Annotated in this window: 19 protein-coding genes and 1 tRNA gene; 12 read left to right on the forward strand and 8 right to left on the reverse strand. The window is 72.4% G+C overall.

All coding sequences use genetic code 11. The features are described from left to right. The first annotated feature begins 2 nt into the window (after positions 1 to 2). The gene (locus ACFC1I_RS01850) at positions 3 to 1,016 is read left to right on the forward strand and encodes an alpha-ketoacid dehydrogenase subunit beta (RefSeq protein ID WP_376006176.1); all 1,014 of its coding nucleotides are present in this window, start codon (positions 3 to 5) and stop codon (positions 1,014 to 1,016) included. Further along, positions 1,013 to 2,413 carry a dihydrolipoamide acetyltransferase family protein gene (locus tag ACFC1I_RS01855; RefSeq protein ID WP_376006177.1) on the forward strand — a complete coding sequence of 467 codons (1,401 nt, stop codon included), beginning with the start codon at positions 1,013 to 1,015 and terminating at the stop codon, positions 2,411 to 2,413. Before ACFC1I_RS01850 ends, ACFC1I_RS01855 begins: the two co-directional genes overlap by 4 nt. Positions 2,414 to 2,450: 37 nt before the next feature. Here ACFC1I_RS01855 and ACFC1I_RS01860 read toward each other — a convergent pair whose 3' ends face one another. Next, entirely contained in the window at positions 2,451 to 4,268 is a 1,818-nt protein-coding gene (locus ACFC1I_RS01860; RefSeq protein ID WP_376006178.1) for an alkaline phosphatase family protein, read from the reverse strand. A 30-nt stretch (positions 4,269 to 4,298) separates the two neighbouring features. Continuing rightward, the gene (locus ACFC1I_RS01865) at positions 4,299 to 4,895 is read right to left on the reverse strand and encodes a TetR/AcrR family transcriptional regulator (RefSeq protein WP_376006179.1); all 597 of its coding nucleotides are present in this window, start codon (positions 4,893 to 4,895) and stop codon (positions 4,299 to 4,301) included. 135 nt (positions 4,896 to 5,030) lie between these two features. Here ACFC1I_RS01865 and ACFC1I_RS01870 point away from each other — a divergent pair, with 135 nt between their 5' ends. The 5 genes from ACFC1I_RS01870 to ACFC1I_RS01890 are packed head-to-tail and all read left to right on the forward strand — an operon-like array spanning position 5,031 to position 11,171. Beyond that, on the forward strand, positions 5,031 to 6,635 hold the full coding sequence (locus tag ACFC1I_RS01870; RefSeq protein WP_376006180.1) for a carboxyl transferase domain-containing protein: 1,605 nt from the start codon (positions 5,031 to 5,033) through the stop codon (positions 6,633 to 6,635). A 2-nt stretch (positions 6,636 to 6,637) separates the two neighbouring features. Further along, a complete protein-coding gene (locus tag ACFC1I_RS01875) occupies positions 6,638 to 8,698 on the forward strand; it encodes an acetyl/propionyl/methylcrotonyl-CoA carboxylase subunit alpha (RefSeq protein WP_376006181.1) in 2,061 nt (686 codons plus the stop codon). Between the two features lie 16 nt (positions 8,699 to 8,714). After that, positions 8,715 to 9,875: an acyl-CoA dehydrogenase family protein gene (locus tag ACFC1I_RS01880; RefSeq protein ID WP_376006182.1), complete on the forward strand. Its 1,161-nt coding sequence runs from the start codon at positions 8,715 to 8,717 to the stop codon at positions 9,873 to 9,875. Positions 9,876 to 9,879: 4 nt separating this feature from the next. After that, positions 9,880 to 10,365: a MaoC family dehydratase gene (locus ACFC1I_RS01885; RefSeq protein ID WP_376006183.1), complete on the forward strand. Its 486-nt coding sequence runs from the start codon at positions 9,880 to 9,882 to the stop codon at positions 10,363 to 10,365. Further along, positions 10,362 to 11,171, forward strand: coding sequence for an HpcH/HpaI aldolase/citrate lyase family protein (locus tag ACFC1I_RS01890; RefSeq protein WP_376006184.1), 810 nt, complete (start codon positions 10,362 to 10,364; stop codon positions 11,169 to 11,171). Before ACFC1I_RS01885 ends, ACFC1I_RS01890 begins: the two co-directional genes overlap by 4 nt. A 9-nt stretch (positions 11,172 to 11,180) precedes the next feature. Here the strand turns inward: ACFC1I_RS01890 and ACFC1I_RS01895 are convergent, their stop codons facing one another. After that, on the reverse strand, positions 11,181 to 11,786 hold the full coding sequence (locus ACFC1I_RS01895) for a histidine phosphatase family protein (protein ID WP_376006185.1): 606 nt from the start codon (positions 11,784 to 11,786) through the stop codon (positions 11,181 to 11,183). Positions 11,787 to 11,846: 60 nt separating this feature from the next. After that, entirely contained in the window at positions 11,847 to 12,701 is an 855-nt protein-coding gene (locus tag ACFC1I_RS01900) for a Sir2 family NAD-dependent protein deacetylase (protein WP_376006186.1), read from the reverse strand. A gap of 81 nt (positions 12,702 to 12,782) precedes the next feature. On the opposite strand from ACFC1I_RS01900, the gene ACFC1I_RS01905 reads away from it, so the two are divergent. Continuing rightward, positions 12,783 to 13,556, forward strand: a complete 774-nt coding sequence (locus tag ACFC1I_RS01905; RefSeq protein WP_376006187.1) for a class I SAM-dependent methyltransferase — start codon at positions 12,783 to 12,785, stop codon at positions 13,554 to 13,556. Positions 13,557 to 13,579: 23 nt separating this feature from the next. Next, positions 13,580 to 14,380, forward strand: coding sequence for a TrmH family RNA methyltransferase (locus ACFC1I_RS01910; RefSeq protein ID WP_376006188.1), 801 nt, complete (start codon positions 13,580 to 13,582; stop codon positions 14,378 to 14,380). 28 nt (positions 14,381 to 14,408) lie between these two features. Here the strand turns inward: ACFC1I_RS01910 and ACFC1I_RS01915 are convergent, their stop codons facing one another. Both ACFC1I_RS01915 and ACFC1I_RS01920 read right to left on the reverse strand, forming a co-directional pair. Beyond that, the gene (locus tag ACFC1I_RS01915; RefSeq protein ID WP_376006189.1) at positions 14,409 to 15,098 is read right to left on the reverse strand and encodes an SDR family oxidoreductase; all 690 of its coding nucleotides are present in this window, start codon (positions 15,096 to 15,098) and stop codon (positions 14,409 to 14,411) included. Position 15,099: 1 nt separating this feature from the next. Beyond that, positions 15,100 to 15,960 (reverse strand): SGNH/GDSL hydrolase family protein, encoded by an 861-nt coding sequence (locus ACFC1I_RS01920; protein WP_376006190.1) that lies wholly within the window; start codon positions 15,958 to 15,960, stop codon positions 15,100 to 15,102. A gap of 164 nt (positions 15,961 to 16,124) precedes the next feature. On the opposite strand from ACFC1I_RS01920, the gene ACFC1I_RS01925 reads away from it, so the two are divergent. From ACFC1I_RS01925 to ACFC1I_RS01935, 3 genes are all read left to right on the forward strand, one after another. Next, entirely contained in the window at positions 16,125 to 18,020 is a 1,896-nt protein-coding gene (locus ACFC1I_RS01925; protein ID WP_376006757.1) for a DEAD/DEAH box helicase, read from the forward strand. Positions 18,021 to 18,133: 113 nt separating this feature from the next. After that, complete coding sequence (locus ACFC1I_RS01930; protein WP_376006191.1) at positions 18,134 to 19,222, forward strand: VIT1/CCC1 family protein; 1,089 nt, start codon at positions 18,134 to 18,136, stop codon at positions 19,220 to 19,222. Between the two features lie 81 nt (positions 19,223 to 19,303). Next, positions 19,304 to 19,388, forward strand: a tRNA-Leu gene (locus ACFC1I_RS01935). Positions 19,389 to 19,479: 91 nt separating this feature from the next. Here the strand turns inward: ACFC1I_RS01935 and ACFC1I_RS01940 are convergent. Both ACFC1I_RS01940 and ACFC1I_RS01945 read right to left on the reverse strand, forming a co-directional pair. Continuing rightward, a complete protein-coding gene (locus tag ACFC1I_RS01940) occupies positions 19,480 to 20,082 on the reverse strand; it encodes a response regulator (RefSeq protein ID WP_376006192.1) in 603 nt (200 codons plus the stop codon). Then, positions 20,079 to 21,278 carry a sensor histidine kinase gene (locus ACFC1I_RS01945; RefSeq protein ID WP_376006193.1) on the reverse strand — a complete coding sequence of 400 codons (1,200 nt, stop codon included), beginning with the start codon at positions 21,276 to 21,278 and terminating at the stop codon, positions 20,079 to 20,081. The genes ACFC1I_RS01940 and ACFC1I_RS01945 overlap by 4 nt, the downstream gene beginning before the upstream one ends. Between the last annotated feature and the right edge of the window lie 146 nt (positions 21,279 to 21,424).

The raw sequence follows: 21,424 nt of genomic DNA on the forward strand, positions 1-21,424 counted from the left end.
CGATGGCACAGCTGACGATGGCGAAGGCCATCAACGAAGGTCTGCGTCGTGCAATGGCCGACGACGACAAGGTCCTCGTCATGGGCGAGGACATCGGCAAGCTCGGCGGTGTGTTCCGCATCACCGACGGGCTGCTCGACCAGTTCGGCGCGCAGCGCGTGGTCGACACGCCCCTCGCCGAGGCCGGCATCATGGGCACCGCCGTCGGGCTCGCGTTCCGCGGCTACCGGCCCGTCGTCGAGATCCAGTTCGACGGCTTCGTGTACCCGGCGTTCGACCAGATCGTGTGCCAGGTCGCGAAGCTGCACTACCGGACGCGCGGCAACGTGAAGATGCCGATCACGATCCGGATTCCCTGGGCGGGCGGCGTCGGTGCGGCCGAGCACCACTCGGAGTCGCCCGAGGCGTACTTCGTGCACACGTCGGGCCTGCGCGTGATCGCGGTGTCGAACCCCCAGGACGCGTACGTCATGCTGCGGCAGGCGATCGCCTCCGACGACCCGGTGGTGTACTTCGAGCCGAAGCGGCTGTACCACACCAAGGGCGAGGTCGACCTCGACGTCCAGCTCGCGGACGCGCCGCCGATGGGTCTGGCGCGCGTGGCCCGCGAGGGCAGCGACGTCACGCTGTTGACCTACGGTTCGCAGGTGCTGACGGCCCTCGACGCCGCGACCGCCGCCGAGGACGACGGCGTCTCGATCGAGGTCATCGATCTACGCTCGATCTCGCCGGTGGACTACCGCACGGTCACCGCCTCCGTCCGCAAGACGGGGCGCGTCGTGGTCACCCACGAAGCCGCCCGCGAGGCGGGCGTCGGCGCCGAGCTCATCGCGAGCGTGACGGAGCGCTGCTTCAACTACCTCGAGGCGGCGCCGCAGCGGGTCACCGGGCACGACATCCCGTACCCGCCCGCGAAGCTCGAGAAGCACCATCTGCCCGATCTCGACCGCATCCTCGACGCCGTCGATCGAGTCATGGACCGGCCGAACAGCCTCTCGGGGGTGCTCGACTCATGACGCAGGACTTCCGCCTCCCCGATCTCGGTGAGGGACTTCCCGAGGCCGAGCTCGTCCAGTGGCTGGTCGCGGTCGGCGACACCGTCACCCTCAACCAGACGATCGCCGAGGTCGAGACGGCGAAGGCCGTCGTCGAGCTGCCCTCGCCGTACGCCGGCACCATCACGGCGCTGCACGCCGAGGCGGGCGACGTCGTCGAGGTCGGCTCGGTGCTGATCTCCTTCGACATCGGAGGAGTGGATGCTGCGCCCCCGGCGCCCGCCGCAGAATCCGAGGTGTCAGCCCCGCAGGTCGCGGCGAGCGCGCCGGACGAGCCGGCGAAGTCCGAGCCCAACCTCGTGGGATACGGCGCCGCGCCGAAGGGAGCAGGGCGCCCGCAGCGCCGTGCGCGTGTCGCGGGCGCGGTGGCCGCAGCATCCGACACCGCCGTCCTCGAGGCGGCCCCGCACGACGCGATCCAGTTCGCGGACGTCGTGGAGCGTCCGATGGAGCGGCCTCGCTCGACACCGCCGGTGCGGCAGTTCGCGAAGCAGCTGGGCATCGACCTCGCGCTCGTGGAGGCGAGCGGTGCGTCGGGCGTCATCACGCGCGCCGACGTCGAGGCGTACGCGACGCGCGTCGGCGCCACGACCGCGGTTCCGGCCGCGGCCGAACCCGTCGAGACGTTCGAGATGCCGGCGCCGGGTGCGCCGGGGGAGCGCACGACCCGTACGCCGATCCGCGGGGTGCGGCGCATGACCGCGGACGCCATGGTGCGCAGCGCCTTCACCGCACCGCACGTCACGACGTTCCTGACGGTCGACGTGACGGCGACGAGCGAGCTCATCGCCTCGCTGAAGGGCGACCGCGACCTGCAGGAGCACCGCATCGGGATCATGGCCGTGGCCGCGAAGGCGGTGTGCCTGGCGCTGGGCCGCCACCCCGGCCTCAACTCGAAGTGGGACGAGGCGGCGGGTGAGATCGTCGAGCACCACTACGTCAACCTCGGCATCGCCGCGGCGACCGGGCGTGGCCTGGTGGTGCCCAACATCCGTGACGCGCAGGAGCTCACGCTGGCGGAGCTCGCCGATGCGATCCGCGGACTCGCCGACACCGCGCGCGCGGGCAAGACGGCGCCGGCCGACATGATGGGCGGCACCTTCTCGATCACCAACGTCGGCGTGTTCGGCGTGGACGCCGGGACACCGATCATCAACCCGGGGGAGGCGGGCATCCTCGCGCTCGGCGCGGTGCGGCGTCAGCCGTGGGAGCATCGCGGCGAGATCGCGCTGCGCGACGTGATGACGCTCGCGCTGTCGTTCGACCACAGGCTGGTCGACGGCGAGCAGGGGTCGCGGTTCCTGGTGGACGTCGCGGACATCCTTCGCGAACCCGGGCGCGCGATGCTGCTGCGCTGAGGAGGTCGCTGACCGGCCGGCATCCAGGGGTCGGCGGTCAGCCCTTCTTCGGGTAGAACAGCCCGAGGCCGTGCTTCTGCAGCACGTCGTACGCCTCGGCGTAGGTCTCGGGCTCCGCGGTGCCGGGCGCGGCGTACCGTGCCTGCAGCAGCCCGAGCAGGCCGCGTCCGGGCGGGCTGAGGGGCTTGTCCTTGTGCGGCCCGTCCTTGAGGTCGGTCAGCTGGTCCTCGGCGGGGTTGGGCGGCACGTACATCGGGTGCACCACCGGCCACGTCGCCGGGTCGCGCGGAGTGTCGAGGTTCACGACCGAGAACAGGTCGCGCGCCCCGGCGTCGCGCCGCGTCAGCGGACGCAGCCCGTGCAGCCGGGCCAGCGTCGCGGCGACCGCGGCATGGTGCATCTCGTCGTGCACGACGGTGCCGGCCCGCGTGTACGCCGACACCGCGATGGTCGGCACGCGCACGCCGAGGCGATCGAAGGTGAAACCCATCTCGCCCGGCTCGTCGTCGGCCACGGGCGGTGTGGCCGCCGGCGGAGGCACGTGGTCGTACGTCCCGCCGTGCTCGTCGAACGTGATGAGCAGCAGGGTGTTCAGGGCGTTCGATCCGCCTGGCGTCGCGCTCTGCTTGATCGCGTCGTACACGTCGGCCACGAGCTTCTCGCCGGCGCGCACGTCCGACACGGCCGAGTCCACCACCACCGAGCCGTCGACGTCGCTCTCGCGGAGCGCTCCGAACGGCGGGTGGAAGTCGTTGTGGTTGTAGACCAGCCGCGGCTCGATGAACGCGTATGCCGGGAGCTTTCCGGCCTTCGCGTCCTCGAAGAACTCGGACATATGCCCGAAGTGCCCCGTGCGCCAGTACTTCTCCAGCACCGGGGCGTGCAGGATCCCGGTGAGCGACACGAGCTGCATCTCGTCGAAGTAGACCTTCCACCCGACGCCGGCGTCTTCGAGCCGGTTGAAGATCGTGGGCATCGGCGGCGCGTCGAGCCACTTGTCGTAGCCGCCGCCGTGCTTGTTGGTGACGAAGCCGTGCGACGTCGACGCGTGGAAGAACGACCGGTTGCAGTAGGTCTGCGACGGCACCGCAGCGAACCACGCGTCGAAGACCGCGAACCCCTTCGCGAGGGTCGAGAGCACCGGGAGCTGCTCGGGCGAGAAGCCGCCCATGATGTGCGAGGCCTCGTCGATGGTCGGCTCGGCACCGTGGCGCAGCCGCGTCAGGTTGTTCCAGTAGTCGTGGAGGAAGCCCTCCATCGTCGGCGCGGTGCCGGACGGCGGGGCATTGAACGGCGCCGCCATGTCGCCCACCTGGCTCGCGGCGTTGTCCCTGGGGTCGACCACGCCGAACAGCTGCGTGTTGACGTGCGGGAACTCCTCACCGGGATCCGGGTCGGGCCGCGCCATGACGTCGTCGGTGGGTCCCGAATAGGCGTGGACCGCGACGCGCTCGCCGGAGGGCGCGGTGTTGGCGTAGTCGCCGAACGCAAGGCCGTCGAACGTGGCGCCCTCGGGCAGGGTGTCGGGCGTGTAGAGCCAGCCCAGGAGGTTGTCGAACGACCGGTTCTCGCCCATCAGCACGACGACGTGGTCGAAGCCCGGCTCCGACCGCGGCGGCACCGCACCGAAGTCGACCGACCCTTCGCGGTACCCGATCGTGTGCCCGATGGACGCGCCGGCGGCGGCGCCTGCGGCACCACCCACGACGAGTCCGGCGGCAGCCACCCCGCCGAGCTTCAGGAAGTCGCGCCGCGAACTCGCATCGCCCGGCGCGGGCGCACGGGAGCCGTCAGGCGTGTCTGTGCCCTCGACGCGCCCCGCCCCGGCGTCGTCGTGCTGGCCATGCCCCGTCATGGTCCGTCCAGACTAGGCCCTCGCCGGACGTCAGGCCGTCAGCGAGGCGCGCGCCATCGCGCGGAGGATGCCGCGCACATCCCGCTCGCCGGGACGCGACCGCGATGCCCTCACGGTGTGCGGTGTCGAGTTGATGAGGCCGAAGCAGGCGTGCGCCCGCACGCGGAGGTCGTCCTCGTCGCGCTCGGGGTGAACGGTGGAGAGGATGCCGATCCACACTTCCACGTACTCCCGCTGCAGGCGCCGCACGGTGTGGCGGTCGTCGTCGCTGAGGCTCGCGAGGTCGCGGTCCTGCACCCGGATGACGTCGGCGTCGCGGAGCGCGAACTCCACGTGGAAGGCGATGATCGCGTCCAGCTGGTCTGCCGCCTCGTCGTGGCCCGAGATCACGGTGCGCCCGCCCGCCAGGAGGCGCTCGCTCACCTCGACCAGGATGGCGCCGAGCAGCGCCTGCTTGTTGGCGAAGTGACGGTAGAGGGCGGGACCGCTGACCCCGACCGCTCCGCCGATGTCTTCGAGGCTGACGCCGCTGAAGCCGCGTTCGGCGAAGAGCGCGGCCGCCTCGTGGAGGATTGCCGCGTGCCGGTCGGCCTTCGCGCGATCGCGATCGGTGACACCGTTCGTCATCTGCTGCTCCGCTTGTAATTCCAGTTAAGGCTCGCTAACCTGAACCTCAGTTAGTGAACACTAACCAATTCGATCGCGTCCCGACAACGGACGTGATCCGATCGTGACGTCGAGGATGATGCGCGGGAGATCCGGATGAGCGTGCTGAGCACCGCCGCAGTGCACGACGAGGCCTTCGCGCGCACGCGCGACGCCCAGCGGGGACTGGCCGAGAAGCTGCACGAACGGCTGGCCGCAGCATCCGTCGGCGGACCCGTCGCGTCGCGCGAACGGCATGTCGCGCGCGGCAAGCTGCTGCCGCGCGATCGCGTGACGCGCCTGCTCGACGAGGGGAGCCCGTTCCTCGAGGTCGCCCCGCTCGCCGCCGAGGGACTCTACGAGGGCGACGCTCCCGCTGCCGGTGTCATCGCGGGGATCGGGCTCGTTCACGGGCGTCACGTGATGGTGGTGTGCAACGACGCCACGGTCAAGGGCGGGACGTACTATCCGCTCACGGTCAAGAAGCACCTGCGCGCGCAGGAGATCGCGCTCGAGAACCGGCTGCCCTGCGTCTACCTCGTCGACTCGGGCGGCGCGTTCCTGCCGATGCAGGACGAGGTGTTCCCCGACCGCGACCACTTCGGCCGCATCTTCTTCAACCAGGCCCGGCTGTCGGCGGCCGGCATCGCGCAGATCGCCGCGGTGCTCGGCTCGTGCACCGCGGGCGGCGCCTACGTGCCGGCGATGAGCGACGAGACGGTGATCGTGCGGGGTCAGGGCACGATCTTCCTCGGGGGCCCGCCGCTCGTGAAGGCCGCGATCGGCGAGGTCGTCACCGCCGAGGAGCTCGGCGGGGGAGAGCTGCACGCCCGGCGCTCGGGGGTCGTCGACCACCTCGCCGAGGACGACGAGCACGCGCTCGAGATCGTGCGCGACATCGTCGCGACCCTGCCGGCGCCGGCGGAGCCCGCGTGGGACGTCGTGCCCGCCGCAGAACCGGCGGTCGAGGCATCCGATCTCTACGGAGTCGTCCCGGTCGACGTCAACCAGCCCTACGACGTGCGCGAGGTGATCGCGCGACTCGTCGACGGCAGCGAGCTGCACGAGTTCAAGCGCGAGTACGGCGACACGCTCGTCACCGGGTTCGCGCGCATCCATGGGCACCCCGTCGGCATCATCGCGAACAACGGCGTCCTGTTCAGCGAGTCGGCGCAGAAGGGCGCCCACTTCATCGAGCTGTGCGACCAGCGGGGGATCCCGCTGCTGTTCCTGCAGAACATCTCGGGCTTCATGGTGGGACGCGACGCCGAGGCCGGGGGGATCGCGAAGGACGGCGCGAAGATGGTCACGGCCGTCGCCACGACCCGCGTGCCGAAGCTCACCGTCGTCATCGGCGGGTCGTTCGGCGCCGGCAACTACTCGATGTGCGGCCGCGCCTATTCGCCGCGGTTCCTGTGGACGTGGCCGGCGAGCCGCATCTCGGTGATGGGCGGCAACCAGGCGGCGTCCGTGCTCTCGACCGTCAAGCGCGACCAGCTCGAAGCGCGCGGCGACGAGTGGTCGAGCGAGGACCAGGCGGCGTTCGAGGCGCCGATCCGCGCCCGGTACGAGGAGCAGGGCGACCCGTACTACGCGACCGCCCGCCTGTGGGACGACGGCGTCGTCGACCCGCTCGACACCCGCGACCTGCTCGGCCTCGCGCTCGATGTCGTCTCGCGCACGCCGCTGCCCGAACCGCGCTTCGGCGTCTTCCGGATGTGACCATGCTCTTTCCGCTCAGCGACCCTGCAGAGGGCTTCGACACCGTCCTCGTCGCGAACCGCGGCGAGATCGCCCGCCGGGTGATCCGCACGCTTCGGCGCCTCGGCATCCGGTCGGTCGCCGTGTACAGCGACGCCGACGCCGATGCGCCGCACGTGCGCGAGGCCGACGCGGCCGTGCGCATCGGGCCGGCCGCGGCCGCACAGTCGTACCTCGACATCGACGCCGTCGTCGCGGCGGCTGTCTCCACCGGCGCACAGGCCGTGCACCCGGGCTACGGCTTCCTCTCCGAGAACGTCGCGTTCGCCCGCGCGTGCGCCGAGGCCGGCATCGTCTTCATCGGCCCCGGCGAGCGCGCGCTCGAGGTGATGGGCGACAAGATCCGCGCGAAGGAGCACGTCGCCTCGTATGGGGTGCCGACGGTGCCCGGCTTCAGCGCGGCGGGGATGACGGATGCTGCGATCGCGGCCTCCGCCGAGCGCGCCGGCTTCCCGCTCCTGGTGAAGCCCTCGGCAGGCGGTGGCGGCAAGGGCATGCAGGTGGTGCGCTCCGCCGCGGAGCTGCCCGACGCCCTCGCCACCGCGCGCCGCGTCGCGGCGGCCGCGTTCGGCGACGACACCCTGCTGCTCGAACGCCTCATCGAGCGCCCGCGGCACATCGAGGTGCAGGTGCTAGCGGACGCGCACGGCACCGTCGTGCACCTCGGCGAGCGCGAGTGCACGCTGCAGCGCCGCCACCAGAAGGTCATCGAAGAGGCGCCGTCGCCGGCGGTCGACGCCGACACCCGGGCGCGCCTGGGCGCAGCGGCGTGTGCGGCCGCGGCATCCGTCGACTATCGCGGAGCAGGCACCGTCGAGTTCCTCGTGGCCGCGGACCGGCCCGACGAGTTCTTCTTCATCGAGATGAACACGCGGCTGCAGGTCGAGCACCCGGTCACCGAGCTCGTCACCGGCTTCGACCTCGTCGAGCAGCAGCTGCGGATCGCCGCGGGGGAGCCGCTCGCCTTCTCACAGGACGACGTGCGCCTCGACGGCCACGCGATCGAGGCGCGCGTGTACGCGGAGTCGCCCGAGCGCGGCTTCCTCCCCGCCACCGGGGAGGTGCTGGTGTGGCGGCAGCCGGAGGGTGTGAGGACGGATGCTGCGATCCAGACCGGCAGCGTCATCACGGCCGACTACGACCCGATGATCGCGAAGGTCATCGCGCACGGCGCCGATCGCACGGCAGCGCTCGCACGCCTGGACGCGGCGCTCGCCGAGACGGTGGTGCTCGGCGTCGACACGAACATCGGTTTCCTCCGGGCGCTGCTCGCCGACGACGGCGTGCAGACCGGCGACATGGACACCGGGCTCATCGACCGGATGCCCGCGTATGCGGCCGGCGAGCCGGGCGAGGCGGCGCTGCGCGCCGCCGTCGACATCGTGCGTTCTCGCCGGGATGGCGTGTCGTCGACTCGCGGAACGGGCGATCTCGGCGAGAACGCACGATCGCCGCGCACCGGGTCGGCGTGGCGAGCGCTGCCCGGGTGGCGGGCGGGCGCGCCCGTGGTGCCCGCAGCGCAGCGATTCCTCGACGACGCGGGCGCGGTGCACGCGATGGCGACCGACGGAGGTGGCTCCTCTGGTCGCCCTGCCTCCGGGGATGCGGCCACAACGGCCACCTCGGGCCCCGCCGCTGCGGCCGACGCCGACGGCGCGGTGTGGGTGCACGCCGACGGCGCGACCCACCGCCTGCGCCCCCTGACCCGCCGCGCCGCGATGGAGCGACGCCTGGCGGCCCGCGAACGCGAGGCCGCAGCATCCGATCCCGAACTGCGCGCGCCGATGCCGGGCGCCGTCGTCGCCGTCCACGTGGCCGACGGCGCGACCGTCGCCGCCGGCGACCGCCTCGTCACCGTCGAGGCGATGAAGATGGAGCACCCCGTGCTCGCTCCGCACGACGGCGTCGTGCGCGTCGACGTCGCCATCGGCGACCAGGTGCGCCGCGACCAGGTGCTCGCGCACGTGGCGCTCGCCTCACCGACCCCCGCGGACGCCCACGAAGCGCCCGCGACGACCTCCTGACACCCGAGGAGCAGCAATGGACAGCTACGACACCTACGACCTCACCGACGACGAGCGCGAGCTCGCAAGCATGGTGCGGCAGTTCGCCGACGAGGTCGTCGCGCCCGTCGCGTACGAGGCCGACCGCACGCACACCCTGCCGATGGACGTCGTCGCGCAGATGGGGGAGATGGGGCTGTTCGGCCTGCCGTTCCCCGAGGAGTACGGCGGGCAGGGCGGCGACTACTTCGCGCTGTGCCTCGCGATCGAGGCGCTCGGCCGCGTCGACCAATCCCTCGCGATCACCCTCGAGGCGGGCGTGAGCCTGGGCGCGATGCCCGTGTTCCGGTTCGGCACCGAGGCGCAGAAGCAGGAGCTCCTGCCCGACCTCCTCGCGGGCCGCGCGCTCGCCGCGTTCGGGCTCACCGAGCCGGAGGCGGGATCGGACGCCGGCGCCACCCGCACCACCGCGCGCCGGGACGGCGACGAGTGGGTCATCAACGGCTCGAAGCAGTTCATCACCAACTCCGGCACCGACATCACGCGGTTCGTCACCGTCACCGCCGTCACCGGCGAGTCCGACGGGCGCAAGGAGATCTCGACGATCGTCGTGCCCCACGGCACGCCCGGCTTCACCGTCGAGCCCGGCTACGACAAGGTCGGCTGGCGCGCCTCCGACACGCACCCGCTCACCTTCCAGGATGTGCGCGTGCCCGCCGGCAACCTGCTCGGCGCCGAAGGTCGCGGCTTCGCGAACTTCCTCCACATCCTCGACGAGGGACGCATCGCGATCGCCGCGCTCGCCACGGGAGCGGCGGAAGGATGCCTCGACGCGGCCGTCGACTACGCCCGGAAGCGGACCGTGTTCGGCGACGCACTCGCGACGCGCCAGGGCATCCAGTTCATGCTCGCGCGCATGCAGCAGCGGGTGCACGTCGCGCGGCTCGCGTGGCACCACGCGGCGCGGCTGCGCGATGCGGGCAAGCCCTTCAAGACCGAGGCCGCGATGGCGAAGCTCACCGCGAGCGACGCCGCGATGGACAACGCCCGCGACGCGACCCAGATCTTCGGCGGCAACGGCTTCATGAACGAGTACCCGGTCGCCCGGCACTACCGCGACTCGAAGATCCTCGAGATCGGCGAGGGCACGAACGAGGTGCAGCTGCTCGTGATCGCGCGGGCGCTCGGGGTAGCGTGACACTGTGGGCGACATCGTGCAGCGCGGGCTCTACTACGACGAGCTCGAGGTCGGCGCGCGGTACCTGCACCGCCCCGGGCGTACGGCCACCGAGGCCGACAACGTGCTGTTCTCGTCCATCACGATGAACACGCAGGCGCTCCACCTGGATGCCGCGTTCTCGGAGACCCAGCCGTTCGGCCAGCGCCTCATGAACTCGATGTGGACGCTCGCGACCATGGTCGGAGCATCCGTCTCGCAGATCACCCAGGGCACGCTCGTCGCGCAGCTCGGCCTCACCGACGTGTCGTTCCCCGCGCCGCTGTTCCACGGCGACACGCTCTCCACCGAGACCGAGGTGCTCGACAAGCGCTTGTCCGCCTCGCGGCCGGGGCAGGGGATCGTGACCCTGCGCCACACGGGCCGCAACCAGCGCGGCGAGGTCGTCGCGCTCGCCACCCGGACCGCGCTCATGTGGTGCGCGCCAGAGACCCCGGAGGAGACCCGATGAGCTTCGACCTCGGCCCCGCGCTGCTGTTCTGCCCGGCCGACAGGCCCGAACGGTACGAGAAGGCGTTCGATCGCGCCGACGCGGTGATCCTCGACCTCGAAGACGCGGTGGCGCCCGCCGACAAGACCGCAGCGCGCGGGCACCTCATCGAGTCGGAGCTCGACCCTGCGCGCGTGATCGTGCGCGTCAACCCGCCCGAGACAGACGCCTTCACCGCCGACCTCGCGACGCTCTCGCAGACGGACTACCGGCGCATCATGGTGGCGAAGTCCGAGTCTCCCAAGCGCATCCGTCGCATCGACGCGCGCTTCGAGGTCGTCGCCCTGTGCGAGACGGCGAAAGGCGTCGCGCAGGCCGATCGCATCGCCGCGCTCGACAACGTCGTGGCCATGATGTGGGGCGCCGAGGACCTCGTCGCGAGCCTCGGCGGCACCTCGAGCCGCAAGCCCAACGGCCGCTATCGCGACATCGCCCGCTATGCGCGGTCCCGCGTGCTGCTCGCCGCCGGCGCACGCGGCAAGTCGGCGATCGACGCGGTGCACCTCGACTTCGAGGACGCGAAGCGCCTGGCGATCGAGGCGGCGGATGCTGCGGCCTCCGGCTTCCGCGCAACCGCCTGCATCCACCCGAACCAGGTGGCCGTCATCCGCGCCGCCTACCGCCCCGACGAGAAGACCGTGGCGTGGGCGCGTGCCGTCCTGGACGCTGCCGAGACGGAGCGCGGCGTGTTCTCGTACGACGGGCGCATGGTGGACGAACCCGTGCTGCGCCACGCGCGCGGCGTGCTCGCCCGCGCGGACGCCTGAGGGCCGGGGCTAGGCGACCAGTCCCGCGTACGTCACGAGGCGCAGGTGGTCGCGCTCGTAGACGAAGTCGTGGGTGGCGCCGTTGGCGAGTCGCTCGCCCTCGAGCGGCAGCTCGCCGGCCGTCGCGTGGCGCATCACCTCGCGGATGAGCGCGCCGTGGCTCACGACGATGAGCGAGGCGGCAGCGGGAGCGGTCGCCCGGCGGTGCTCGCGCACGACGCCGCCGAGCGCGGCGATGGCGCGGGTGCGCAGCTCGCCCCACGGCTCGGCGCCCGGCACCTCGGCCGTGTACGCGTCGCCCCAGCGGTTGCGGAACTCCTCGATGCTGACGCCCTCGGCCTCGCCGTACGCGCGCTCGCGGAGACTCGCGTAGGTGCGGGGCGCCGCGAGGCCGAGCTCGGCGGCGATGATCTCCGCCGTCTCGCGGGCGCGGGCGAGGTCGCTCGAGACGACGGTGACGGGCAGGCCGCCGTCGAGACGCTCGCGCAGCACGTGCGCGGTGGCGCGGGCCTGCGCCCGGCCCGTGTCGTTCAGGGGGATGTCCGTCGAGCCCTGGATGCGCCGGTCGCGGTTCCAATCGGTCTCGCCGTGGCGGATCAGGGTGAGGGCGGTCATGCTTCCGACCCTACCCGCGCCATCTGGACGCCGGCCGCGCAGCCTCCCAGACGCAGCTGGTCAGGCGAGTGCGGGCAGTCCGTCGGCGAGCGCGCGCAGCACCTCGCTGGTGCCGGCGTCGATCTTCACCGTCGCGCGGGCGTCGGCGCGCGTCACGCCGCGGTTCACGATGACCACGGGCAGGCGGCGGCGGCGCGCGCGCTCGAGCAGCCGGATGCCGGAGTTCACGACGAGCGACGACCCCGCGACGATGAGCGCCTCGCTGGTGTGGACGAGCTGCTCGGCCTCGCGGAACTTCTCGGCGGGGATGAACTCGCCGAAGAAGACGACATCGGGCTTCAGCATCCCTCCGCACACACTGCACTCCGGGACGCGGAAGCCCTCGGTGCTCTCGGGGAGGACGTCGCCGTCCGGCCCGAGCGCGACGTTCTCGGGCACGCGGATCCACGGGTTGTCGTCCTCGACGCGGCGGGCGAGGTCGCGCCGGTCGAAGACCTGCCCGCAGTGGGTGCAGAAGATGCGGCGCATCGTGCCGTGGAGCTCCACGACGCGGCGGCTGCCGGCGCGGACGTGGAGTCCGTCGACGTTCTGCGTGACGACACCGGTCGCGAGACCGCGGGCCTCGAGCTCGGCGATCGCACGGTGCCCCGGGTTCGGCTCGGCCGAGGCGAACGCCCGCCAGCCGAGGTGGCTGCCGACCCAGTATCGGCGCCGCGACGCGTCGCTCGAGAGGAACTGCTCGACGGTCATCGGGGTGCGCACCGGAGCACCGGCACCCCGGTAGTCGGGGATCCCCGAGTCGGTGGACACCCCCGCCCCCGTCAGCACCGCGATGCGGCGACCCGAGAGCGTCGCGATGGCCTGAGCCACAGCATCCGTCGTCCGGGCGTCCAGTCCGGTCGCGATCGTCGTCACGGCGCACCCCCTTCGCGTCGAGTGTAGGCCCCGTGGTTTTCGGGGATGTTACGGGGCGCCACGGCGTGCCAGGATGAGCGCGTGGGCAGCTTCGGGGGCGTCAGCGCCGACGAATACGCGCGCTTCATGGGGCGGTTCTCGACGCCGCTGGCGGTCGAGTTCGCGGCCGTGGGGCTCGAGGGCGTCGCCGCAGAGGCCCGCGTCCTCGACGTCGGGTGCGGACCTGGGATGCTGACCCTCGAGCTCGTCGAGCGCCGTGGGCCCGCCGCGGTCAGCGCCGCGGATCCTGAACCGGTCTTCGCCGAAGCGACCGAGGAGCTCTGCCCCGGCGTGGACGTCCGGGTCGCGGAGGCCGAGCATCTGCCCTTCGCCGACGGCGAGTTCGGGGCGACGCTGGCCCAGCTGGTCGTCCACTTCATGTCGGACCCGGTGCGGGGAGTGACGCAGATGGGCCGCGTGACGGCGCCCGGCGGGCGGGTCTCGGCCTGCGTGTGGGACCACGCGGGCGACGGCGGTCCGCTCTCGACGTTCTGGCGGGTCGCGCGCCGGCTCGACGACGGCGTGCGCGGAGAGGCGGGGCTGAGCGGCGCCGCACCGGGGCAGCTCGTCGACATCTTCCGGCGGGCGGGGCTGACCGCCGTCACCCAGACGGTGGTGGAGTGCACGGTGTCGTTCCGCGACTTCGCGGACTGGTGGGATCCGTTCCTCCTCGGCGTGGGGCCGGCGGGCCGCTACATCGCCACCCTCGGGCAGCAGGACGTCGCGCGCCTCGAGACCGCACTGCGCGACGAGCTCGGCGACGGCCCGTTCGCGGTGACGGCCCGCGCCTGGACGGCGGTCGGCACGCCGGCCTGAGCGCCGTGCGACGATGGGACGCGATGCACGCGATCCCGATCACCGACGCCTCCGACGAGCGCCTCGCGGACTACCGCGACCTCACCGATGTCGCGCTGCGGCGCGTGATCGAGCCCGAGGGCGGCCTGTACATCGCCGAATCCGCGAAGGTCATCGGGCGGGCGATCGCGGCGGGGCATCGCCCGCGCTCCGTCCTGGTGCAGGAGAAGTGGCTGCCCGACATCGAGGAGCTGGTGGATGCCTCGGTGCCCGTGTACGTCGTCGCCCCCGAGGTCGCAGAGTCCCTGACCGGCTACGCCGTGCACCGCGGCGCACTGGCGTCGATGCACCGGCCCGAGCTCCCGTCCGTCGCGGAGGTCGTCGCCGGCGCGCGGCTCGTCGTCGTCCTCGAGGACATCGTCGACCACACCAACGTCGGCGCGATCTTCCGCGCGGCCGCCGGGCTCGGCGCCGACGCCGTGCTCGTGAGCCCGCGGTGCGCCGATCCGCTGTACCGGCGCAGCGTGCGGGTGAGCATGGGCACGGTGTTCCAGGTGCCGTGGACCCGCCTGCCCGAGTGGGACGAGGCGCGCGGGGTGCTGCACGGCGCGGGCTTCGAGCTCGCGGCGCTCGCGCTGTCGGACGACGCCGTCTCGCTCGACGACTTCAGCGCGCGCCGGCCGGAGCGGGTCGCCCTCATGCTCGGCGCCGAGGGCGACGGGCTGTCGCGCCGCGCGCTCGAGGCCGCCGACACGGTGGTCACGATCCCCATGGCGGGCGGCGTGGACTCGCTCAACGTCGCCGCGGCGAGCGCGGTCGCGATCTGGGAGCTGCGGGCGCGCTGACGTCGTCGGGCCCGTGCCGCGCCGGTGATCAGGCGCCGGGGCGGACCGTCAGCTCGGTGAGGTCGGCGTCGCGCGGCAGGTCGAGCGCGGCGAGGATCGCCTCGGCGACCGATCCCGGGTCGATCCACTGCGAGGCGTCGTAGTCGGCGCCCTCCTGCTGGTGCACCTTCTCCTGCATCGGCGTCGCCGTGCGCCCGGGGTAGACCGTGGTCACGCGCACGCCGTTAGCCCGCTCCTCTTCGCGAAGGGCGTCGGCCACGGCGCGCACCGCGAACTTGCTCGCCCCGTACGAGCCCCACTCGGGGCTCACGCGCAGGCCCGCGCCGGAGTTGACGAACACCACGCGTCCGCGAGCGGTGCGCAGGGCGGGGAGCATCAGGCGTGTCAGCTCGGCGGGCGCGACGGCGTTCACGTTGAGCTGGTGCTGCCACGTCGCGACAGGCGTCTCGCCGATCGGGCCGAGCTCGACGACGCCCGCCACGTGGATGAGCGCGTCCAGCTGCGGCGGCACGCTCTGGTGGCTGAAGGCCCATGAGAGGCGTGCGGGGTCGGCGAGGTCTCCGACCAGCGTCTGCGCGCCGGGGAACCGGGCCCTCAGCTGCGCGGCGCGGCCGGCGTCGCGCGCGAGCAGCCAGAGCTCGTCGCCGCGTGCGACGAGCCGCTCGGTCAGCGCCGCGCCGATGCCCGAACCGGCACCGGTCACCAGGTGCGTCGCCAAGTCAGACCTCCTCGCCGCGAGCGGCCGCGGGATTCGTCCCCGGCGCGATGGTGATCACCGGCAGCGGGTCGGGGCGCTTCGCGGTCACGTGGTCGCCGGAGGACTGATGGCGCAGCCGCCGCAGCACCCACGGCACCAGGTACTCGCGCGCCCACATGACGTCGACGGCGCGTGCCTCGCGCCACGTGCGGATCGGCAGCGCGTCGGGCTGCATGGGCTGGAGGTCGTTGGGCACGTTGAGCGAGCGGAGCACCATACGGGCCACTTCATGGTGGCCGAGCGCGTTGTAGTGCAGGCGGTCGTCGTCGAAGAAGCGCATGTCCTGCACCTCTTTGAGCGCCCACTGGTCGGCGACGATGCAGTCGTACTTGTCGGCGATCGCGCGGATGTTCTCGTTGTAGATCGCCACCTTGCCGCGGATGCTGCGGAACACCGGCGTGAACGCCGTGTCGATGCCCGTGAAGACCACGACGGTGGCGCCGTCGCGCGAGAGGCGCACGACGGCGTCCTCGAAGAGCTGCGCGACGTGGTCGGGGTCGGCGTTCGGGCGGATGACGTCGTTGCCGCCCGCCGAGAAGGTCACGAGATCGGGCTTGAGGGCGATCGCCGGCGCCACCTGCTCGTCGACGATCTGGCCGATGAGGCGGCCGCGGATCGCGAGGTTCGCGTACGCGAAGTCGTCGACCTGCTCCGACAGCACTTCGGCGACGCGGTCGGCCCAGCCGCGGAACCCGTTCGGCGCCGACGGCTCGGGGTCGCCCACGCCCTCCGTGAAGGAGTCGCCGATCGCGACGTAGCGGCGCCACGGATGCGGCTGCGCATTCGCGACGTAGGGGCTGCGGGGATCATCTCTCGTAGACATCCGTCTTCCGTTCCTCGGCTCGTGACCGACAGTCAGGCTATCGCGGCGGGGGACATCGGCGGATGCTGCCACCCGGCGATGCCACGGCCGTGGATGTCTGCCGGGTCGTCTATCGTGGTGACTCGTTGTCTGCGGGGGAGGTGTGATCGGTGACGGACGAAACGATGCTCGAATCGCCCCCCGCCCTCCCCGAGAACCATGCCCACGAGGCTTCCGCCGAAGGGGGGCTCACCACCGGGCCCCACGGCGCCGAGCCGCACATCGGGAGCTTCGCGGCCGAGCATCTCTCGCCGACGTACCCGCAGCGCGCGCCGTGGGGAACCGCGCAGCGCCTGCGGGCCTGGCAGGCCGAGGCTCTCGACCTCTACTTCGGGCTGGACGGCCCCGACGGGCCGGGCGGTGGGCCCCGCGACTTCCTCGCAGCGGCCACCCCGGGCGCCGGCAAGACGACGTTCGCCCTCCGCCTCGCGAGCGAGCTCCTGCGACGCCGCGTCATCAACCGCATCGTCGTCGTGGCGCCGACCGAGCACCTCAAGACGCAGTGGGCCGACGCGGCCGCCCGAGTGGGCATCCGCCTCGATCCGGCGTTCAGCAACCGCCACTTCGCGCCGGCCCGCCAGTACCACGGCGTCGCCGTGACCTACGCACAGGTCGCGGTCAAGGCATCCGTCCATCAGCGGCTGACGATGGATGCGAAGACGCTCGTGATCCTCGACGAGGTGCACCACGGCGGCGACGCGCTCAGCTGGGGCGATGCCCTCCGAGAGGCGTATGCGCGGGCGACCCGCCGCCTGCTGCTCAGCGGCACGCCGTTCCGCAGCGACACCGCGCCGATCCCGTTCGTCGAGTACCACCCCGACGCCAAGGGCATCCGCGTCTCGCGCACCGACTACGCGTACGGCTACGGCCGCGCGCTCGAGGACGGCGTCGTGCGGCCGGTGCTCTTCATGGTCTACGCCGGGCAGATGCGCTGGCGCACCAAGACCGGCGAAGAGATGGAGGCGCAGCTCGGCCAGGACAACACCAAGGACATCACGTCCCAGGCCTGGCGCACCGCGCTCGACCCCGAAGGCGACTGGATCCCCGCCGTCCTGCGGTCGGCCGACCGCCGCCTCACCGAGGTGCGCGAGCATGTTCCGGATGCCGGGGGCCTGGTGATCGCGACGGATCAGACCGCCGCGCGCGCCTACGCCGCGATCCTGCGGGACCTCACCGGCGAGGCGCCGACCGTGGTGCTGTCGGACGAGGCCGAGGCGTCGAGCCGCATCGAGGAGTTCTCGAAGGCCACCACGCGCTGGATGGTCGCGGTGCGCATGGTGTCGGAGGGCGTCGACGTGCCGCGTCTCGCCGTCGGTGTGTACGCGACGAGCGCCTCGACCCCGCTGTTCTTCGCCCAGGCCATCGGGCGCTTCGTGCGCGCGCGCCGCCGCGGCGAGACCGCGAGCGTGTTCCTGCCGAACGTCCCGCAGCTGCTCGCGCTCGCGAACGAGATGGAGCGCCAGCGCGACCACGCGCTCGACCGCGACTCCGACGGCGAGGGCGAGTGGAACGCCGAAGAAGACCTCATGGACGCGGCCGAGCGCGAAGACAAGGCCTCCGACGCGCTCGAAGAGGAGTTCACGTACCAGGCGCTGGGCTCGCTCGCCCACTTCGACCGGGTGCTCTTCGACGGCAAGGAGTTCGGTCAGCTCGCCGTGCCCGGAACCCCCGAGGAGGAGGAGTTCCTGGGCATTCCGGGACTCCTTGAACCCGACCAGGTGCACGACGTGCTGATGTCGCGCGTGTCGCGCCAGTCGCGGCACCGGACCGCGCGCGAGGCGCAGGAGGCGACGGCGCCCGAGGAGGAACCGGCGCTGCCCCAGGCCCTGCACCGCACGCTCAAGGAGCAGCGGCAGCTCCTCAACAGCCTCGTCGGGCTCTACGCCCGTCAGACGGGCGAGGCCCACGGCCTCGTGCATGCCGAGCTCCGGCGCATCTGCGGCGGGCCCGCGGTGTCGCACGCGACGGTGACGCAGCTGCAGGCCCGCATCGACGTGCTGCGCAAGCGCGTGCGCTCCTGACGGACAGGGCCGTTCGGAAGCCCGAAATGCTGTCAATCCTCGGTTTTCGCGCGGAGGCGCGTGCCGCCGTGGCTACCGTTGACGGGTCCCCTCACCCCTGACTGGAGGCCCGAGTGAGCACGCCCGCCGCACCGACCGACCGCGATCGACGCCGATGGGCGCGCTACCTCGTGAACGAGCGCGCCGAGGCTCGCGTCTACCGCGAGCTCGCCGGGCGCCGCACGGGGGAGGAGCGCGAGATCCTCCTCGCCCTCGCCGAGGCCGAGGGCCGCCATGAGGCGCACTGGTTGCAGCTGCTCGGCGCCGAGCCGGCACGACTGCCGCGGGCAGACGTCCGCACCCGCACGCTGGGCTGGATGGCCAAGCGCTTCGGCTCGATCTTCGTGCTCGCGCTCGCCCAGAACGCCGAGGCCCGCTCGCCGTACGAGGACGAGCCGTTCGCCACCCCGACGATGGCCGCCGACGAGCGGATCCACCACGAGGTCGTGCGCGGGCTCGCCGCTCGTGGCCGCCGTCGCCTGTCGGGCACGTTCCGCGCGGCGGTGTTCGGAGCCAACGACGGCCTGGTGTCGAACCTCGCCCTCGTCATGGGCATCGGCGCGACCGGCGTCTCGAGCCAGTTCGTCCTCTTCAGCGGCGTTGCAGGCCTCCTCGCCGGCGCCCTGTCGATGGGCGCGGGGGAGTTCGTGTCGGTCCGCTCGCAGCGCGAGCTCCTCGCCGCCACCGAGCCGAGCGACTTCGCCGACGGTGCGATCCCGCACCTCGACATCGACGCCAACGAGCTCGCGCTCGTTTACCGCACCCGAGGGATGCCGGAGGCTGAGGCGTCCGCACGCGCCCGTCGCGTCGTCGCATCCGCGCACGCGCTGGGTCAGGGCCGCGCCGAGACGGGGCCGGTCTCGGTCGTCGACCACGGCGAGGTCGTCGGCAGCGACTGGGGCGCGGCCATCTCGAGCTTCCTGTTCTTCGCATCGGGCGCGATCATCCCCGTGCTGCCGTGGATCTTCGGCCTCTCCGGCCTCACCGCGGTCCTGCTGGCGCTCCTCCTTGTCGGGATCGCCCTGATGTCCACGGGCGCGGCTGTCGGCCTCCTGTCGGGCGCTCCGCCGCTCAAGCGTGCGCTGCGCCAGCTCGCGATCGGCTTCGGCGCCGCCGCGGTGACCTACGTCCTGGGCCTGCTCTTCGGGGTTTCGATGGGATGACGCGCCCGGGCTGCGCACGATTCGTTGAACCTCCGGTGATCTGGTAGTGTCATTCCTCGGTTGCGAAACCGAAAACCACCTGCGCGGGTGGCGGAATAGGTAGACGCGCTAGCTTGAGGTGCTAGTGCCCGTATAGGGCGTGGGGGTTCAAGTCCCCCCTCGCGCACAGCAGAAGGCCCCCGGAGAACCGGGGGCCTTCACTGTTTCCCGCCACAGCGTCCTCAGGGCGAGCGGGTGCGCGTCCGGGCCGGCCGCTGTCAGATCCAGCCGCGCTCCTCCGCGAGGATCACCGCCTGCTGGCGCGTGCTCACCGAGAGCTTTCCGAGCACGGCCGACACATGGTTGCGCACCGTTCCCGGTGCGAGCGACAGGGTTCGCGCGATCTGCCCGGTCGTCTCGCCGCGGCGCCCCGCGCGCAGCACGTCGAGCTCGCGGTCCGTGAGCGGGGAGCGCTCGTCGCTCAGCGCGTCGGCGGCGACCTCAGGGTCGACGTAGCGTCCTCCCGCCGCCACCCGCCGGATGACCTCGGCCACCTCGTCGGCGCCGCGCGACTTGGGAAGGAATCCCGACACGCCCGACGCGAGCGCGCGGCGGAGCACCCCGGGCCGCGCATGGCGGGTCACGACCACGCAGCGCGCCCGCGTGGCGCGCGTCACGCGCGCGGCGACCTCGACGCCGTCGAGGCCAGGCATCTCGAGGTCGAGCAGGCACACGTCGGGGGAGAGGCGCAGGGCCTCGGCGACGGCCTCGGTGCCGTCCACGCACTCGGCGACGACCTCGATGTCGGCCTCGAGGCGCAAGAGCGCTGCGAGCGCCGAGCGGATCATCGCCTCGTCGTCGGCCAGCAGGACGCGGATCATCGACTCGCCTCGCCGCCGGCGGGCACCCGCACCACGACGACGAACGCGCCCTCGTGAACGTGCGCGTCGAGCGTGCCGCCGGCTTCGGCGACCCGTCGGGCCATGCCCTGCAGGCCCGAGGCGTCGCGCCGCGGCTCTGCGGCTCCGGCGTCGTTGGCGATCTCGTACCGCCACCCCTGAGCGTCGCGGACCAGCGCCAGGCGCGCCCACCCGCCGCGGCCGTGGCGCAGGACATTGGTGGTCGTCTCGCGGATGATCGGCGCGAGGACGGATGCCGGCGCCCGGCCGGCATCCGGATCGACGGCGAGCTCCACGGCGAGTCCGGCCGCGCGCAGCAGATCGGCGGCGTTGGCCAGCTCGTCGGGCAGCGGCACCGAACGCACCCGCGTCGCGAGGTCCCGCGTGCCCTGACGGGCCTCGTCGACGCTCGCCCGCGCCGCGCGCAGCTGTTCGAGCGCCGCATCCGGATCGCGGGGCATCAGCCGCTCCGCGAGCTCCAGCTGGAGCGCGATGACCTGGAGGTGGTGCCCCTGGAGGTCGTGCACATCCGTTGCGACGCGCAGTCGCTCCTGGGTCGCCGCCAGCCGGGCCTCGGACGCCCGCGCCCTGTCGACGGTGATGAGCACATCCCACCACCACAGCGACAGCACGCTCATGAGCGGCAGCGTGGTGATGAAGAAGCCCATCAGCCACCAGCCGGGGCCGCCGGAGGCCGCGGCCCGGGTGTCGACGAACCAGAGCACGCCGAGAAGCAAGGTCACTGCCAGGACGACGCGAAGGCGCACCCCGGGCGGCCAGTTCAGCAGCACCAGGGACTGCGCGAGGGGGATCACGGCCAGCAGCCACAGTCCGGAGGCGAGCCCCATGACGAGGCCGAAGACGGCGGCGACGATCAGCGATCCGACCGTCCGTGACCAGCGCGCGAGGGGAGCGCCCTCGACGCGGTGGCGGTACTCGAGCAGGAGCGGCACCGTGGACAGCCACCACACGATGCCGCCGATGCCGGCGACCAGGGACGGCGTCGCGTCGCCGCCCGTGCCCAGCAGCGTCACCGTCCAGGCGAAGACGACCATGAACTCCAGGAACAGCACGCCCACGACGGTGTACCACCAGGTCGCGGCGATGCCCCGGGACAGCGTCATCCGTCGACGGATCGGGCCGCGCACCGCCGCGGCAGCTGTTGCGGGGCGGCTCATGGCTCCCACCCTACGGCCATGACACATGTCACCCTCCGGGCGTGCGAACCGCCCGTCAGGAGGTGACAGACGGACACTTACCGTCGCGCGTCCGAGGCGATGGACTGGGGACACGCCGGAAGACGGCGGGCCCGGCCAGCACCGCC

Origin of the sequence: Microbacterium sp. NPDC056044 (genome assembly GCF_042267145.1) — a bacterium.
Classification (GTDB): Bacteria; Actinomycetota; Actinomycetes; order Actinomycetales; family Microbacteriaceae; genus Microbacterium.

What these genes read in the sequence shown, in the direction of transcription:
- ACFC1I_RS01850 (WP_376006176.1), top strand. Translation starts at nt 3, where the DNA reads ATGGCACAGCTGACGATGGCGAAGGCCATCAACGAAGGTCTGCGTCGT.
- ACFC1I_RS01855 (WP_376006177.1), top strand. Translation starts at nt 1,013, where the DNA reads ATGACGCAGGACTTCCGCCTCCCCGATCTCGGTGAGGGACTTCCCGAG.
- ACFC1I_RS01860 (WP_376006178.1), bottom strand. Translation starts at nt 4,268, where the DNA reads ATGACGGGGCATGGCCAGCACGACGACGCCGGGGCGGGGCGCGTCGAG.
- ACFC1I_RS01865 (WP_376006179.1), bottom strand. Translation starts at nt 4,895, where the DNA reads ATGACGAACGGTGTCACCGATCGCGATCGCGCGAAGGCCGACCGGCAC.
- ACFC1I_RS01870 (WP_376006180.1), top strand. Translation starts at nt 5,031, where the DNA reads ATGAGCGTGCTGAGCACCGCCGCAGTGCACGACGAGGCCTTCGCGCGC.
- ACFC1I_RS01875 (WP_376006181.1), top strand. Translation starts at nt 6,638, where the DNA reads ATGCTCTTTCCGCTCAGCGACCCTGCAGAGGGCTTCGACACCGTCCTC.
- ACFC1I_RS01880 (WP_376006182.1), top strand. Translation starts at nt 8,715, where the DNA reads ATGGACAGCTACGACACCTACGACCTCACCGACGACGAGCGCGAGCTC.
- ACFC1I_RS01890 (WP_376006184.1), top strand. Translation starts at nt 10,362, where the DNA reads ATGAGCTTCGACCTCGGCCCCGCGCTGCTGTTCTGCCCGGCCGACAGG.
- ACFC1I_RS01895 (WP_376006185.1), bottom strand. Translation starts at nt 11,786, where the DNA reads ATGACCGCCCTCACCCTGATCCGCCACGGCGAGACCGATTGGAACCGC.
- ACFC1I_RS01910 (WP_376006188.1), top strand. Translation starts at nt 13,580, where the DNA reads ATGCACGCGATCCCGATCACCGACGCCTCCGACGAGCGCCTCGCGGAC.
- ACFC1I_RS01920 (WP_376006190.1), bottom strand. Translation starts at nt 15,960, where the DNA reads ATGTCTACGAGAGATGATCCCCGCAGCCCCTACGTCGCGAATGCGCAG.
- ACFC1I_RS01925 (WP_376006757.1), top strand. Translation starts at nt 16,125, where the DNA reads ATGCTCGAATCGCCCCCCGCCCTCCCCGAGAACCATGCCCACGAGGCT.
- ACFC1I_RS01940 (WP_376006192.1), bottom strand. Translation starts at nt 20,082, where the DNA reads ATGATCCGCGTCCTGCTGGCCGACGACGAGGCGATGATCCGCTCGGCG.
- ACFC1I_RS01945 (WP_376006193.1), bottom strand. Translation starts at nt 21,278, where the DNA reads ATGAGCCGCCCCGCAACAGCTGCCGCGGCGGTGCGCGGCCCGATCCGT.